The following is a 14,901-nucleotide window of genomic DNA, read 5'->3' on the forward strand; positions in this document are numbered from 1 at the left end:
TATTTATATTAAGATCTTAATTCTGCATTAAATTCCTTTTGGAACGATTTAATTAAAGAATCCATTACATGAGAAATTTCTTTTTCTTCTAATGTTTTCTCTTCATTTAATAATTCAAAACTCATTGCATAAGATTTCTTGCCTTCCGGAAGATTTTTCCCTTCATAAACATCAAATAAATTAATGTTTTTGATGAATGGTGACTTATTCTTTCTAGCAGTCTCGTAAAGTTCCTGATACGTGATGGTTTTATCAATCAATAAAGCTAAATCTCTTCTGATCTTGTTGAATTTTGGAATATCTTTAAATTTCAATTCATTTGTAGAACGTAATTCCTGAGCCAATTCCAACTCAATTTCAGCATAGAAACACTCCTGATCAATATCGAAATCTTTCAACATCTGAGGAGCTACTTTCCCTATTCTTACCAAAACTTTTCCGTCAGCTTCATATGCTAAAGCATCAGAAAATCTATCGTCAGATAAAGCAACCTCCTTATAATCAACTGCTAATCTTTCTAATAAAACTTTTACGTAAGCTTTTAAATTATAGAAATCTGTCGCAGATTTTGGCTGTAACCAGTTTTCAGTAACATTTCTTCCTGAAATTAAGATAGCCATTTGCTTTCTTTCTTCATATTTATCTTTTTTGTGATAAATTTTTCCGAATTCAAAGAATTTGATATCCTGATTTTTTCTGTTGATATTGTAAATAGCATTTTCAAGAAGCCCTTCTAATAAAGACTTTCTCATGAATGCCAAATCATTACTTAATGGATTTAAAAGCCTTACAGCATCAGTTTCATCTTTCACAGATGTTAATGAATTGTTCATCACTTCATTGAAACCAAGACCCTGTAAAGTTCTTGCCCAGTTGTTTTCCAATTCGTCCTGATCTTTTGCGCTTAACTTCACAGGCGTGAAAGATATCTTTTGTGGAGCCTCGATCTTGTTATATCCGTAGATTCTTAAAATCTCTTCAATAACATCGATTTCTCTCGTAACATCTGCTCTGTAAGCAGGAACGGAGATTTCAAAACCATTCTGAATTTCATTTAAAACCTGAATTTCAAGAGCTTTTAAAATTTCTTTTACCTTTTCTCTGTGAATCTTTGTTCCTAAGATTTGTTCGATTTTTGAGAATCTGATGATCACATAATTGTCTTCGATTTTCTTTGGATATTCTTCCAACAAATCTCCTGTCAATTTTCCGCCAGCTAATTCCTGAATCATTTTGATTGCGTGAGTAATAGCAGTTCTTGTGATATTTGGATCCACCCCTCTTTCAAATCTGAAAGATGCGTCCGTATTCAAACCGTGGAATTTTGCCCCTTTTCTTACCGCTACCGGATTAAAATAAGCGCTTTCCAGGAAAATAGTCTTGGTCTCATTAGAAACACCTGAATTAGCTCCACCGAAAACTCCGGCGATACACATCGGATTATCTTTTCCGTCTTTGATGATAATCTCAGAACCGTTCAAAGTTCTTTCAACACCATCTAAAGTCGTGAATTTTGTTCCTTCTTTTACGGTTCCCACTTTCACTTTTTTATCTGCAATTTTATCTGCATCAAAAGCGTGAAGCGGCTGACCTAAACCGTGAAGAACATAGTTTGTAATGTCTACAATATTGTTGATCGGACTTAATCCGATTGCTTTTAATCTGTTCTTCAGCCAAGCCGGAGATTCTGCAACTTTTACATCTTCGATCACAGCACCGATATATCTTGGACATAATTCTGCGTCTTCAACTTCTAACGTAAAGCTGTGAGAACCTTCATTATTTAAAGATTCAGAACTCACTTTTTCAAATTCTGACTTCTGCTTATTTGTTGAAAGGAAAGCAAATAGATCTCTCGCAACCCCGTAATGAGACATTGCATCGGTTCTGTTTGGCGTTAATCCGATTTCGAAAACTTCATCGTTTGTCAATTCAAAATAATCAGCAAAATTCTTTCCTACTTCATATTTCTCTTCATCTAAAACCATAATCCCTCCGTGATCGTTGCTAAGACCTAATTCGTCCTCAGCACAAATCATCCCCTGAGAAACCTCGCCTCTGATTTTCGCTTCCTTGATCTCAAAAAATCCGCCATCTTTATCATAGATCCTGGTTCCGACAACCGCAACAGGAACAGTTTGTCCGGCAGCAACATTCGGAGCACCGCAAACGATGTTTAACACCTTTCCGTTTCCTACGTCTACTGTTGTTTTATTCAATTTGTCTGCATTAGGGTGTTTCTCGCAAGTTAAAACTTTACCCACGATGATCCCTTCTAAGCTTCCTTTGATACTTTCAAATTTATCTATCCCTTCAACCTCAAGACCGATATCAGTAAGGAATTCACCAATTCTTTCAGGTTTTAATTCCGTTTTTATATAATCTTTCAGCCAGTTATTTGATATCTTCATTTATTAAATTTTGAAAATTTTATTTGAATTTTTCGAGTTACAAATGTCGTGTTTTTTTAAGAAATACCGAAATTTATAAGATATTTTAAGAGGTTAATTTTCTCTCAATGATTTTCCTTACAATCGTAGATTTTGCAGATTTTATTTTTAATCTTGATTACTTTTAATTGACCACAGATTTTCACAAATTTGCACAGATCTATAAGCGTAAATATCTGCGAGATTTCCCATCAAGTTTGCCATGCTGAAAGCATCCAGACGCGAATCTTTCCAGAATCTTTTCCAATACTGCATTTAGGTGCTTCCAGCATGACAAAATCGTGGCTATTTTCAAATGTTTATGTTGTTGAACACATCCCTAGCCCCGATTGCAACGGCATCCTTTTTGGTTGCGGGCGAAGCGAAGCGGAGCCCGTAACCAAAAAGATATAGTGAAAAGCGGGATTAAGCTCCCAAAAAAGAAAAGAGGCTTTGAAAATCAAAACCTCTTTACATATTTTATATAAATTAATATTACAATCCAATTACAGGCATTGATAACATTAAGATATTTTCGTTTTCTTCAAGACCATCCAGAGGTTCAATAATTCCCGGTCTGTTTGGCTGAGACATTTTCATTGTGATATCGTCTGAACCAAGAATTGTCAACATTTCAGTTAAAAACTTAGAGCTAAACCCGATGTTGATATCTTCTCCGTTATAGTCGCAAGGAATCTGCATATCTGCTTTGTTTGCATATTCCGTATCTTCTGCGTGAAGGTGAAGAATGTTTGCCGACAATTTAAATCTAACCTGATTGGTAGATTTATTAGACATGATAGATGCTCTTTTGATTGCTCCTAATAAAAGATTTCTGTTGATCGTTAATACATTCGGGTTTTCTTTAGGAATTACCGCTGTATAGTTAGGATATTTTCCGTCGATCAGTCTACAGATCCAGATATGCTTACCAAAAGTAAACTTAGCCATATTCTCGTTGAAATCGATGGTTACATCTTCATTAGAACTTGCCAAGATATTTTTGAAAATGTTCAGAGGTTTTTTAGGCATAATGAATTCCATTGGTTCAGCATTCATTAAGTCCATTCTTTTGTACACAACCAATCTGTGAGAATCTGTAGAAACAAAGTTTGTTTCATTTTCTCCAAACTGGAAAAGAACTCCCGTCATTACAGGGCGAAGAGAGTCGTTACTTGTAGCAAAAAGTGTGTTTGTAAGAGCTTCAGATAAAACTCCCGCAGACATTGTTACACTTTGGGCAGCATCAAATTCCGGCAATTCCGGATAATCATCGGCATTGTCCAAAGCTACTGCGAAATTATCTTTTTCATCTAAAATCTCAAGCTGACTTCCGGTTCCCTCGTCATTATCTTTTACAGAAAATGTTAAAGGCTGTTCGCCATAGGTCTTGATAAAATCCTGAAAAATTTTAGCAGGCACAGCAAACTTCCCCGAATCATCAGACTTCACTTCCAAAGAAGTTACAAGAGTTGTTTCGCCATCAGATGCTGTAATGGTAACATTATTTTCATTTAACTCAAAAAGATAGTTTTCTAAAATAGGTCTCGATTGAGAGCTTGATATTACGCCACTTACAGTTTGCAATGCTTTCTGCAGTTCTCCACTTGAAATAATAAATTTCATAGATTTATAAAATAAGTTTGTACAAATATAACAAATAGATGTAAGACTGAAAAAAATAATGTCCAGTAGTTTTTAACAAATATCATTAATCTGTTTTCAGACTTGAAATAATATTCAGATTTCTGTAATCATTAATTTTTGCATCGAAGATCTCAGTTGTGTAATAGCTGATGCTAACTTTTTTATTGATTAGCAAATTATATTCTTTAGGAAGATCAAGATTTGATTCAATATTGGAAACCCAATAAAACTTGGTTAAATTTTTATTTTCTCCTACCACATGAAATATCACGAAATTCTCTTTCTCAATCTTGGTAATGGTTCCGTTTAATAATAATTCAGATGTCGCGTCACTATTTTCATCGGTATCATCCATTATCTTTAAAAACACATCAGAACATTCTGTAGTCATCATCAATCCGATTGTACTCCCTAAATTTTCAAATGCCTTATCACTACTTTCATCTGTAATATTTTCAATATCAATGCCATAGTCTTTTTTAAGCTCTTTTGCATAAGGCATTGAAGACGATATCATACAAAGTCCCAGCTGAGCTTCCTTTGTTTTTTCACCTTTGTTTTCATTTTGCACTTTAGCTACACAATCGCAGGTAGCTTTAGCAATTTTCTTTTTATAATCCTGTGAAAAAAGCAAATTTGAGATAAGAATAAGCAACATGGCCAATAAATTTTTCTTCATGGTTTTGTTTTTAAAATTTTTCAAAGATAATGGATTTAATAATTATCATCAAAATTCAAGTTCTTATATTTGTAAAAACAAATCATGCGAAAACCACCCATCTATAAGAGTTTTTTTAATGCTTTTCGAGGTGTTTTTTTAATGCTGAAAACGGAAAGAAACTTTCAATTGGAGGTTTTAGCCTTCTTTATTAATATTATATTGATTTTCTATTTCCAACTTTCCAATATTGATACGATCATAATCCTTATCGTTTCTTTCGGAGTTTTAAGTGCTGAAATTTTTAATACAGCGATTGAGAAAATTTGTGACTTTATTCAACCTGAATTTGATAAAAGAATTGGTTTTATCAAGGATATTTCTGCGGGAGCGGTAATGTTAACGGCAATTTTGTCGGTTGTTACAGGAGTCTTGGTGTATTGGAAGTATATTTTTAATTGATTTTTTCAACCAGCTCCTACAAAAAAGTCTTTTTCTACCACAGATTGTACTGATTTGCACAAATGATTGTGTTATTTGCGAAAAAATTAGTGATTATTTGTGTTTAAAATTCTAAATATTTTTCAATGATTGGAATTGCAATTTCGGCCATCATTCCGTAGCCTCTTTCGTTGGGATGAACCCCGTCTGCAGAAAGTACAATTTCTTTATCCTGTAAAAAAGCTGAATAAAAATCAATATAAATTAATGAGTTTTCAGTCGCAATATCTTTAAGAATCTGATTGTAAATCACAACTTCTTCATTCGTTCTCAATTTTCCCGAAGCGACGACTACTCCATCCACTTTTTTAGAAAATGGAAGAATACTTATCAGGTAAATATCCTTTGAATATTGTTTTGCGTGTTGAATTGCAGTCAAAATATTAGTTTTGAAATTTTCAGGATTTACCATCTGAATTCCATTTTTTATAGCTAAATCGTTTGCTCCATAACCGATGAAAACAACATTTCCTTCGGCAGAATTTCTCGCCGCCATTTCATGTGGAATTCTTTTAACCAAACTTTCTGTTGTTTCGCCACCAATTCCGAGATTAAAAAGAATCAATTCATTACCTTCTCCTTCATTGTACTTCTGCAAAGCATATCTTTTCAGAATATCAACCCAACCACCAAAAACTCCGTCATATTCTCCGTAAGTTATGCTGTCACCAAAGAACAATCCATATATCATTTTCTTCATTTTACTTTTAGTATCATTTATAATTTATCGCTGATCATTTATAACTAATCATCAATCCAAAATTAACGTAATATTTTGATGCTCTTCTATAATTTCAATTAAAATATCGAATAAAGTTTGCCCTTTTCCATCAATCAATTCATTTAATTTATCTTGAATTAATTCTACATTAAAAGGTTTTCCCTGCTTGATTTTATTTTCGTAAAATTCTTTCGTCAATTCAAACCCCAAATCTTTTTTTGATTTCTGAGAATCTTTCCAAATAATTTGAACTTCATCATAATTTTCAAAAATTCCAAAACCACCGTATAAAATATCATTGAAACCATCTAACGTTCCGACTTTCCAATTGGTATCTTTCGTTAAGACCTTAGAAACTTCTTCGTAGAAACCTTCCAGATTTGAAAAATGACTGCCATTAATGACAGTCATTTTCTTTTTATTATTATTTGAAGTACTCAACTCCATTTTTAAATATATTGTGATAATTGGCGGTTGGAATATTCTTCATCAATCCTTCTGCAAAACGTTCAGGATGCCCCATTCTACCATAAATCTTACCGCATGGACTGGTAATTCCTTCAATTCCGAACAATGAATTATTTGGATTGAACGGCATTCCGTGAGCGATGTTTCCTTCTAAATCCAAGTATTGCGTTGCAATCTGCCCGTTTTCGTACAACTTCTGAATTTCCTCTTCCGAAGCCATGAAACGACCTTCACCATGAGAAATAGGAATCGTGAACACTTGTCCTTTCATTCCTTTCAACCAAGGCGATTCATCGTTCAGAACTTTCACATTTACCATCTGAGAAATGTGTCTTCTGATCGCGTTGTGAGCCAACGTTGGAGAATTTTCATCTAAATCTTTGATTCTTCCGTAAGGCAACAATCCAGATTTAACCAACGCCTGAAAACCGTTACAGATCCCGATGATCATTCCGTCTCTGTCTAACAATTCATGAACTGCATTTCTCATCTTCTCGTTTTTCAACACATTCACGATGAATTTTGCAGAACCATCCGGCTCGTCACCCGCAGAGAAACCTCCTGAGAAAGCCAAAATCTGAGAAGTTTTGATTTCCTCTACCCAAGCATCAATACTTTCATCCAACAATTGATGGTTGATATTGATTAAAGGTAAGCTTTTGACAACCGCTCCTTCTTTTGCGAAAGCATTCAGCGTATCATATTCACAGTTTGTTCCCGGGAAAACCGGTGCGAATACTTTTGGCTGAGCGATTCCGTGTTTTTTAATAATGATATTTCTAGGGTTGATTGAGTTTAATTTTTCATCAATTTTAACCGTCAATTTTTCTTTTTCAACTGTGGGGAAAAGATTTTCAAATGTGTTTGTATTTGCAGCTAAAAGTTTGTTGATCGCTATCGGTTGCTTGTTGATAGTTAAAACTTCATCCACAACAACCTTACCAATCAATTGAAGATTTGTAGCATTTAATTCTTCTTTAGATTCGATGATTAAGCTGCCGATATTTTTAGTTAATAAAACGTTTTCATCTACTGTAATTTCAGCACCTAATCTGTTTCCGAAGCTCATTTTTGCTAAAGCAACTGCAACTCCACCTTCTTTAATCGTTTTAACTGAAATAATTTTACCAGTCTTAATATTTTCGAAAATAAATTCAAAAACAGTTTTTAAAGCGTCATAATTCGGAAGTCCGTTTTCCTGAGCGGTATGATTGAAGAAATATAGTTTATTTCCTTCGTTTTTAAATTCAGGAGAGATAATATTTTTCTTTTCTCCGTTCGCACAAGCGAAAGAAATCAACGTTGGCGGAACATTCAAATCCTGATACGTACCACTCATTGAGTCTTTACCTCCAATGGCAGCCAAACCAAAATTGATCTGCGCATCATAAGCTCCCAACAAAGAAGCTAAAGGTTTACCCCATTTCTCAGGATTCTGACCTAATTTTTCAAAATATTCCTGAAAACTGAATCTGATATTTTTGTAATCGCCACCCATCGCAACGATTTTTGCAACACTCTCTACGACAGCGTAAGAAGCTCCCAGCAAAGAATTCTGCTTAGAAATCTCCGCATCAAATCCCCAACTTGCCAAAGAAACCGTTTCAATATTTTTTGCTCCGATGATTGGTAACGTCTGAACGCTTCCTTCCATCAAAGTCTGCTGATATTTCCCGCCTAAAGGCATCGCAACCGTAGTCGCACCGATAGAAGAATCGAACATTTCCAACAAACCTTTTTGAGAAGCAACGTTTTTATCACCTAATATTTTTAAGAAATTCTCTTCATTAAATGATAGAGTTTCTTCTTTTACTTCATTAAGGTGAGTAATTTTAGCTTCCTGACTTTTAGAACAGCCATTAGTATCAAGGAATTCTCTTGAAAGATCAACAATTTTATCGCCTTTCCAGAACATCTGCATTCTTCCTGAATCTGTCACTTTTGCAACCTCAACGGCAACAATGTTTTCAGCTTCACAGAACTTGATGAACTGCTCTTTATCTTTTGGTTCAACCACAACCGCCATTCTCTCCTGAGACTCAGAAATAGCCAATTCAGTTCCGTTCAAACCTTCATATTTTAAAGGTAAAACATCTAAATTAATATCTAAAGAATCAGCGATTTCACCGATTGCTACAGAAACACCTCCAGCTCCGAAGTCATTTGATTTTTTAATCAATCTCGTCACTTCAGGATTTCTGAACAATCTCTGGATTTTACGTTCTTCAACCGCATTTCCTTTCTGAACTTCCGAACTCATTGTATGGATTGAAGTTTCGTCCTGTTCTTTTGAACTTCCGCTTGCTCCACCAACACCATCACGACCAGTTGCACCCCCTAAAATGATGATAGAATCCCCAGCTTCAGGCTTTTCACGTCTTACCCAATCCACAGGAACTGCTCCGGCAACGAAACCAACTTCCATTCTTTTTGCTTTGTAGCCTTCATCATAGATTTCGGAAACCATCGTAGTCGCCAAACCGATTTGGTTACCGTAAGAAGAATATCCGTTTGCAGCCTGTTTTGTGATTGTTTTTTGAGGTAATTTTCCCGGTAAAGTTTTGTCAACCGATTCCAAAACATCAGCAGCCCCAGTCAATCTCATCGCCTGAAAAACGTAAGAACGTCCGGACAAAGGGTCTCTGATCGCACCACCTAAACACGTTGAAGCACCTCCGAAAGGTTCAATTTCTGTCGGGTGATTGTGCGTTTCGTTTTTGAATAATAAATACCACGGTTCTTTTTTACCATCGTATTCAGCTTCGATTTGGATGGTACAGGCGTTGATCTCGTCAGAAACCACCAAGTTCTCCAAATTACCTGTTTTATGGAAATATCTTCCGCAAACTGTCGCCAGATCCATTAAAGAGATTGGTTTCAATTCGCGTCCTAAGAATTTTCTTTTTTCGATATAATCATTGAAAATAGTTTCCAATGTATGTTTAAACTGTCCTTCAAACTCAATATTTGACAATTCTGTTTCAAACGTTGTGTGACGACAATGGTCACTCCAATACGTATCTAAAACTTTTAGTTCAGTTTCCGTAGGATTTCTCTCTTCGGTTTTAAAATAATCCTGAATGAATTTTAAATCATCTAATCCTAAAGCAAAACCGTGATTATTGTAGAAATTTTCAAGTTCAGCATCATTAAAATGGATGAAATTTTCGTGAATTAAAACCTTTGACGGAATTTCATCCGCAGGAATATCTAAAACAGATAAATCTTTTTCCTGAGATTCAACTTTATTGATCAAAAGATCTTTGATCTTAGCTAAATCAGCTTCAGAAGCACCTTCAAACTCGATCAATTTCCCGCTTCTCACTTTAGACTTCTCATTTTCAGTCAGTAAAGCGATGCATTGTTGAGCAGAATCGGCACGCTGATCGTACTGTCCCGGCAAAAATTCCATAGCAAAATGGATTCCTTCGGCAGGATTTTCTTCATGCAAAATATCAGTAACAGGGTCTACGAAAGTGCTGTTGACAACCTTTTCGAATTCACCATCGTTCAAATTGAAAATATCGTACACATTGTACACTTTCACATTTTTGATCGACGGAACAACCGCTTTTACTTCATCAAAAATTTTTGGACTTTCTACATCGAAAATTCCTCTTTTTTCTACGAAAATTCTTTTGTTATTAGACATTAGATGCCAGATATTTAAATATTATTAGACTTATTTTTATTTTCAAATTTATTCCTTGCGATTTCTATCGAACGGTGGAATTTTTCAAGTAAAACTTTTTTTGAAGGTAATACAAGAAAATATTCTGCAACTTTTATGTTATCTGCTTCCAGATTCATTAGTTCGATATGTTCGGAATTTTTTCCGGAACAAAGAATTAAACCAATCGGCGGGTTTTCGCCTTCCACTTTTTCATATGCATTAAGATATGAAAGATAAAGCTCCATTTGACCTTTATGTGCAGCTTCAAATTCTCCCAATTTCAACTCGATAACTACTAAAGATTTTAATTTTCTATGATAGAAAAGTAAATCTAAATAGTAATCTCTATTATCGATTGTAATCCTTTTTTGTCTTGAGAGAAATGCAAAATCATTTCCTAATTCAGAAATAAATTTTTGAAGCTCAACAATTATTGCTTCCTCTAAATCCTTTTCAGAAAACGTATCTTTCAATTCCAAAAAATCTAAAAAATAAGGATCTTTAAAAATCAGATCTGGATTTAAAATATTATTCTCAGACCAATTTTTCAGTTCCTTATTAATTACTCCTTCCGGCTTTCTGCTTATCGCAGTTCGCTCAAAAAGTAAAGAGTTAATCTTTTCTCTCAAAGTTCTTACACTCCAGTTTTCAATCTTACAAACTTCAATATAAAAATCTCTTTTAGTATCTTCAGAAATAGGAATAAGTAACAAGAAATGGGTCCACGATAATTGTCGCATCGCTGATGCGACAATTTCAAAATTCCCAAAAACAGAAGCAAACTGCATCATTTTTCGGATATTTTTTTCTGAAAAAGAACTTCCAAATTCAAAAGTAAGTTGGTGAGAGATTTGTGAAATTACCTCTTTACCATACTCTGCTCTTTTATTTCCTAAGATATCTTCATTTATTCTTTGTCCAACTTTCCAATATAAAACCACCATTGCCGAATTTACCTGAACAGCTACCTGACTTCTCGTCTTGGCAACCAGTTCTTTTAAATCGGTCATTAATTGTTGATGATTTTGATTCTGTAGCATTATCTTTAAATAATCAATTTTAAAAATTAATAATTCTGAAATTTTCTTGTTACTGGACTTATTTACTTAATTTGTTCGGATTATCGGGATGTTCTTTTTGAAATTCTTCAGCTTCTTTCATTTCATCTTTAAGCCATTTTTCAAAAGGAATCTTTTCATTGTCAAATTCCAGAGCTAAAACATTTTTTCCGTTTTCTGAAACCAGAAATTTAAAATTGGATATTCCTGCTTCCATTTTTCTGTAATCATATGTATTTACCTGATAGAATGGAAAATTTTCTTTTGGTCTTTCCACGATTTCAAATAATAATTTTTTTTCATTTTCAGACAATTTATTATAATGATTTACGTAATAAATATCGGAAAGCTGTTTATTTTGTTTTTCGAAAAACTGAAGAATACTCTTCTCTTTTTCATTGTATTTGAATGGATACGGATAATATTTCCCATTAATTTCTACAGCATTTTCGGATTTTGAAATGGGTTGAATGATTTCACCTTTGAAATTCATCACTCCCCAAGTTCCTCCAACGATTGCTTTGTGTTCTTCTTCGGTTTTTCCCCAATCGCAGCCATCGCAAAAGGCGGCATATCCATAATTGAAAGGCGATACAAAATCATATTTAGCTTCAATAACAGTTTTACCATTTCTGCCTGCAAAACCGACTTTCCCATTTTTAACGAACCTTCTTACTCCTTCTTCGAAATAATCTGCTCCGCTGTCGTACAAGAAAGGTCTGTACAGGAAATTTCCTTTTTTATCATAAACATATCCCCAAGCATTTTTCTCCTTTTCTTCATCTTTTTTAAAACCATCAAAATAGATCGTTTCTCCTTCAACCAATTCACCATTTTCAATGTTTGAAAAAATTCTGAACTGCGCAGGAACGATAATTTTACCGTCTTTATTTTTTACTCCAACCAAAGAATCTTTCGATATGAAGTACTTTAAAACATCCTTCTTCTGAGAAAAGGAAATCATTGGAATCAATGAAATGAATAAAAGTACTTTCTTCATGTTGTAGTAGATGATTAAACCTCAATTTTAATTATTCGTCTTTACTCAGGTTGGTCTTCTTACGCGAATTTACAATAATATAGTATTTCTGAGAAACATTATAATCCATTGAGTTTTCCATTTTCCATTTTTGATAACCTCTGTAGTCAAACTGATGATTTTCTGGAGGTGTTAATAAATAATAATAATTCTCCATCAAAAATTCATCTGTAAAACCATCATTCCTAAGTTTGGTAAAAAAAGAAATCAGCTTATTTGTTGCAATGCCACCATTACTAGGTTTGGGATTTTTTTCTGTCTTATAATCTATAAAACCGTTAATCCCAGCAATTTGATATTCTAAAAGAGTTCCCGGAATTCCTGATGCTCTCTCATATTTATCAATATTTTCATATATCCATTTCAGCTTATTCGTTGCACTACTCATTGTACTTCTTAGCATCAGAGTATCACGAAAAGCAGCACGTGCATAATGAATATTTGAATATCTAGTTAACGGGTTCTTCTCTACAATCTTTGAAGGCATTAGTCTCTTTAAAAACTCATCTTGCTTTGCATCTAAAGCCAAAGTATCATTACCTTTTTGACTTATTTCTGAGATAAACATCCAAAATCCGGCATCATAAAATCTTACGTTAATCAACTTGTTAAGATGGCTAAAATAGGTACTGATGCCATGAAGTTTAAATTTTCCTTCTTGAAAAACTATTGTTTTATTTACTTTCTCTCTTTCTTGAGGTGTATATTTCCTTTCGTTAAGTTCTTTATAATAATGATTCAAAAGTCTCTCTTCATCAAGAAAAGCCGGAATAATTTTGAATTTAAACAATGCATCATTGTCTTTATTTTCATATTCAGCAGCAAAAACACTGTCATTTTTAGAATTAGTAAACAAAGCTGTTCTTGAAAATTCACCCAAGTTCATTGGAGCTGTAATTCCTAAAATTGTATGATTGAAATCTGTATCAGATTTTATTTTCTTATTCGGCTTTAAATCCTGAGAAAATACAATCACAGGAAATAGTATCAGAATAAAAAATGCGTAAAACTTCATATCAATTCAAAAAAATATGCAGCCGAAAAGACTGCATATTGATTTATACTTTAAGGTCAGCCTCCAAACCTATCAGATCTTTGTTTACGTCCAGAATCGGTTGAACTTCATTGTTGATGAATTCTTCCGTCTGAATCGGAGCAAAACCGATAAAGTTTTTAGGGTCTAAAACTTCTTTTAATTTCGTTTTATCCAATTTTAAAGAATCATCGTTTAAGATTCTTTCAATCAGATCATTTTCTTTACCTTCTTCTTTTACCTTTTTAGAAGCCTCCATTGAGTGAACCCTGATCACTTCGTGGATTTCCTGACGGTCACCACCAGCTTTCACTTCTTCCATGATGATGTATTCAGTCGCCATGAAAGGAAGTTCTTCTTCAATATGTTTGTTGATTCTGTTTGGATAAACTACGATTCCGTTCATGATGTTGTTCCAAATTAATAGAATAGCGTCAACCGCTAAAAACGCTTGTGGAATCGTCAATCTCTTGTTAGCAGAATCGTCCAATGTTCTTTCAAACCATTGCGTAGAAGCTACCATTGCAGAACTTGTTGTCAAAGACATGACATATTTTGCCAGCGCTCCGATTCTTTCGCTTCTCATTGGATTACGTTTGTAAGCCATTGCAGATGAACCGATTTGGTTTTTCTCGAATGGTTCTTCAACTTCTTTAAGATTTTGAAGAAGACGTAAATCATTTGAGAATTTGTGAGCCGACTGAGCGATGTTTCCTAATAAAGCAACAACCTTAGCATCAATCTTTCTGTCATAAGTCTGACCGGAAACTCCAAACACTTTATCGAAACCGAATCTTTTTGACAATTCTTTATCTAAGTGTTTCACTTTAGAGTAATCACCGTTGAAAAGCTCTAGGAAACTTGCAGCAGTTCCTGTTGTTCCTTTTACTCCTCTGAAACGTAGTGTTTCTAGGAAGAAATCAAGTTCTTCGATGTCAAGAACCAAACTCTGTAACCAAAGTGTCGCTCTTTTTCCAACAGTCGTTAACTGAGCTGGTTGAAAATGCGTAAATCCTAACGTTGGAAGGTCTTTATATTGAATAGAAAAATCCGCAAGATTTTTCATTACGTTTACTAATTTTTTCTTTAAAATTAATAGTCCGTCACGGATTTGAATTAAATCTGTATTGTCCCCTACAAACGCCGAAGTAGCTCCCAAATGTATAATCCCTTTTGCTGAAGGCGCCACATCACCATACGCGTGAACGTGAGCCATAACATCATGACGGAATTTTTTCTCATACTCTGCTGCTTTATCGTAATCGATGTTTTCAGCATTGGCTTTCAACTCTGCGATCTGCTCGTCAGAAATTTCAAGACCAAGGTCTTTTTCGATCTCTGCAAGAGCGATCCAAAGCTGTCTCCAAGTACGAAATTTGTTATTATGTGAGAAATTAAATAACATTTCTTCACTGGAGTAGCGCTCTTCCAATGGATTTTTGTAGGAATTCATTCTTCTTTTACTTTTAGATGCACAAAAATACGGATTTTGGTTGAGAGAGAAAAATTGTGGAGGTGGTTTTAGGTTTTGATTAAGATTAAATACCAATTACGTTTTATTTACACGGGGTGAAGCCTGCATTTCTTATTTTTTGACCGTAGACTTGCACAGTTTTTTTTAAATTACCTTACACTTTTAAGTTCGCAAAAGCATTTCTTAGGTCATTGCGAGGA

Annotated in this window: 11 protein-coding genes; 1 reads left to right on the top strand and 10 read right to left on the bottom strand. The window is 34.2% G+C overall.

Annotated features, from left to right (window positions below):
- Nucleotides 1-8: 8 nt before the first annotated feature.
- From pheT to BT156_RS13975, 3 genes are all read right to left on the bottom strand, one after another.
- A complete protein-coding gene (gene pheT, locus BT156_RS13965; RefSeq protein ID WP_072410918.1) occupies nucleotides 9-2,411 on the bottom strand; it encodes a phenylalanine--tRNA ligase subunit beta in 2,403 nt (800 codons plus the stop codon).
- A 513-nt stretch (nucleotides 2,412-2,924) separates the two neighbouring features.
- Nucleotides 2,925-4,055: a DNA polymerase III subunit beta gene (gene dnaN, locus BT156_RS13970; protein WP_072410919.1), complete on the bottom strand. Its 1,131-nt coding sequence runs from the start codon at nucleotides 4,053-4,055 to the stop codon at nucleotides 2,925-2,927.
- Between the two features lie 85 nt (nucleotides 4,056-4,140).
- Nucleotides 4,141-4,755 (bottom strand): hypothetical protein, encoded by a 615-nt coding sequence (locus BT156_RS13975; protein WP_139255484.1) that lies wholly within the window; start codon nucleotides 4,753-4,755, stop codon nucleotides 4,141-4,143.
- Nucleotides 4,756-4,839: 84 nt separating this feature from the next.
- On the opposite strand from BT156_RS13975, the gene BT156_RS13980 reads away from it, so the two are divergent.
- The gene (locus BT156_RS13980; RefSeq protein WP_072410921.1) at nucleotides 4,840-5,196 is read left to right on the top strand and encodes a diacylglycerol kinase; all 357 of its coding nucleotides are present in this window, start codon (nucleotides 4,840-4,842) and stop codon (nucleotides 5,194-5,196) included.
- A gap of 103 nt (nucleotides 5,197-5,299) precedes the next feature.
- Here BT156_RS13980 and BT156_RS13985 read toward each other — a convergent pair whose 3' ends face one another.
- The 7 genes from BT156_RS13985 to purB are packed head-to-tail and all read right to left on the bottom strand — an operon-like array spanning nucleotide 5,300 to nucleotide 14,680.
- A complete protein-coding gene (locus BT156_RS13985) occupies nucleotides 5,300-5,935 on the bottom strand; it encodes an SGNH/GDSL hydrolase family protein (RefSeq protein WP_083582352.1) in 636 nt (211 codons plus the stop codon).
- Nucleotides 5,936-5,986: 51 nt separating this feature from the next.
- Nucleotides 5,987-6,403 carry a barstar family protein gene (locus BT156_RS13990; RefSeq protein WP_072410922.1) on the bottom strand — a complete coding sequence of 139 codons (417 nt, stop codon included), beginning with the start codon at nucleotides 6,401-6,403 and terminating at the stop codon, nucleotides 5,987-5,989.
- Nucleotides 6,381-10,076, bottom strand: a complete 3,696-nt coding sequence (locus BT156_RS13995) for a phosphoribosylformylglycinamidine synthase (protein ID WP_072410923.1) — start codon at nucleotides 10,074-10,076, stop codon at nucleotides 6,381-6,383. Before BT156_RS13995 ends, BT156_RS13990 begins: the two co-directional genes overlap by 23 nt.
- A gap of 14 nt (nucleotides 10,077-10,090) precedes the next feature.
- Entirely contained in the window at nucleotides 10,091-11,137 is a 1,047-nt protein-coding gene (locus BT156_RS14000) for a PDDEXK nuclease domain-containing protein (protein ID WP_072410924.1), read from the bottom strand.
- A 58-nt stretch (nucleotides 11,138-11,195) separates the two neighbouring features.
- On the bottom strand, nucleotides 11,196-12,155 hold the full coding sequence (locus tag BT156_RS14005) for a WG repeat-containing protein (RefSeq protein ID WP_072410925.1): 960 nt from the start codon (nucleotides 12,153-12,155) through the stop codon (nucleotides 11,196-11,198).
- 31 nt (nucleotides 12,156-12,186) lie between these two features.
- Nucleotides 12,187-13,209, bottom strand: a complete 1,023-nt coding sequence (locus tag BT156_RS14010; protein WP_072410926.1) for a hypothetical protein — start codon at nucleotides 13,207-13,209, stop codon at nucleotides 12,187-12,189.
- A gap of 43 nt (nucleotides 13,210-13,252) precedes the next feature.
- Nucleotides 13,253-14,680: an adenylosuccinate lyase gene (purB, locus tag BT156_RS14015; RefSeq protein WP_072410927.1), complete on the bottom strand. Its 1,428-nt coding sequence runs from the start codon at nucleotides 14,678-14,680 to the stop codon at nucleotides 13,253-13,255.
- Nucleotides 14,681-14,901 lie beyond the last annotated feature (221 nt).

The organism is Chryseobacterium limigenitum (genome assembly GCF_900114875.1).
Taxonomy (GTDB): Bacteria; Bacteroidota; Bacteroidia; order Flavobacteriales; family Weeksellaceae; genus Chryseobacterium; species Chryseobacterium limigenitum.

What these genes read in the sequence shown, in the direction of transcription:
- pheT (WP_072410918.1), bottom strand. Translation starts at nt 2,411, where the DNA reads ATGAAGATATCAAATAACTGGCTGAAAGATTATATAAAAACGGAATTA.
- dnaN (WP_072410919.1), bottom strand. Translation starts at nt 4,055, where the DNA reads ATGAAATTTATTATTTCAAGTGGAGAACTGCAGAAAGCATTGCAAACT.
- BT156_RS13975 (WP_139255484.1), bottom strand. Translation starts at nt 4,755, where the DNA reads ATGAAGAAAAATTTATTGGCCATGTTGCTTATTCTTATCTCAAATTTG.
- BT156_RS13980 (WP_072410921.1), top strand. Translation starts at nt 4,840, where the DNA reads ATGCGAAAACCACCCATCTATAAGAGTTTTTTTAATGCTTTTCGAGGT.
- BT156_RS13985 (WP_083582352.1), bottom strand. Translation starts at nt 5,935, where the DNA reads ATGAAGAAAATGATATATGGATTGTTCTTTGGTGACAGCATAACTTAC.
- BT156_RS13990 (WP_072410922.1), bottom strand. Translation starts at nt 6,403, where the DNA reads ATGGAGTTGAGTACTTCAAATAATAATAAAAAGAAAATGACTGTCATT.
- BT156_RS13995 (WP_072410923.1), bottom strand. Translation starts at nt 10,076, where the DNA reads ATGTCTAATAACAAAAGAATTTTCGTAGAAAAAAGAGGAATTTTCGAT.
- BT156_RS14000 (WP_072410924.1), bottom strand. Translation starts at nt 11,137, where the DNA reads ATGCTACAGAATCAAAATCATCAACAATTAATGACCGATTTAAAAGAA.
- BT156_RS14005 (WP_072410925.1), bottom strand. Translation starts at nt 12,155, where the DNA reads ATGAAGAAAGTACTTTTATTCATTTCATTGATTCCAATGATTTCCTTT.
- BT156_RS14010 (WP_072410926.1), bottom strand. Translation starts at nt 13,209, where the DNA reads ATGAAGTTTTACGCATTTTTTATTCTGATACTATTTCCTGTGATTGTA.
- purB (WP_072410927.1), bottom strand. Translation starts at nt 14,680, where the DNA reads ATGAATTCCTACAAAAATCCATTGGAAGAGCGCTACTCCAGTGAAGAA.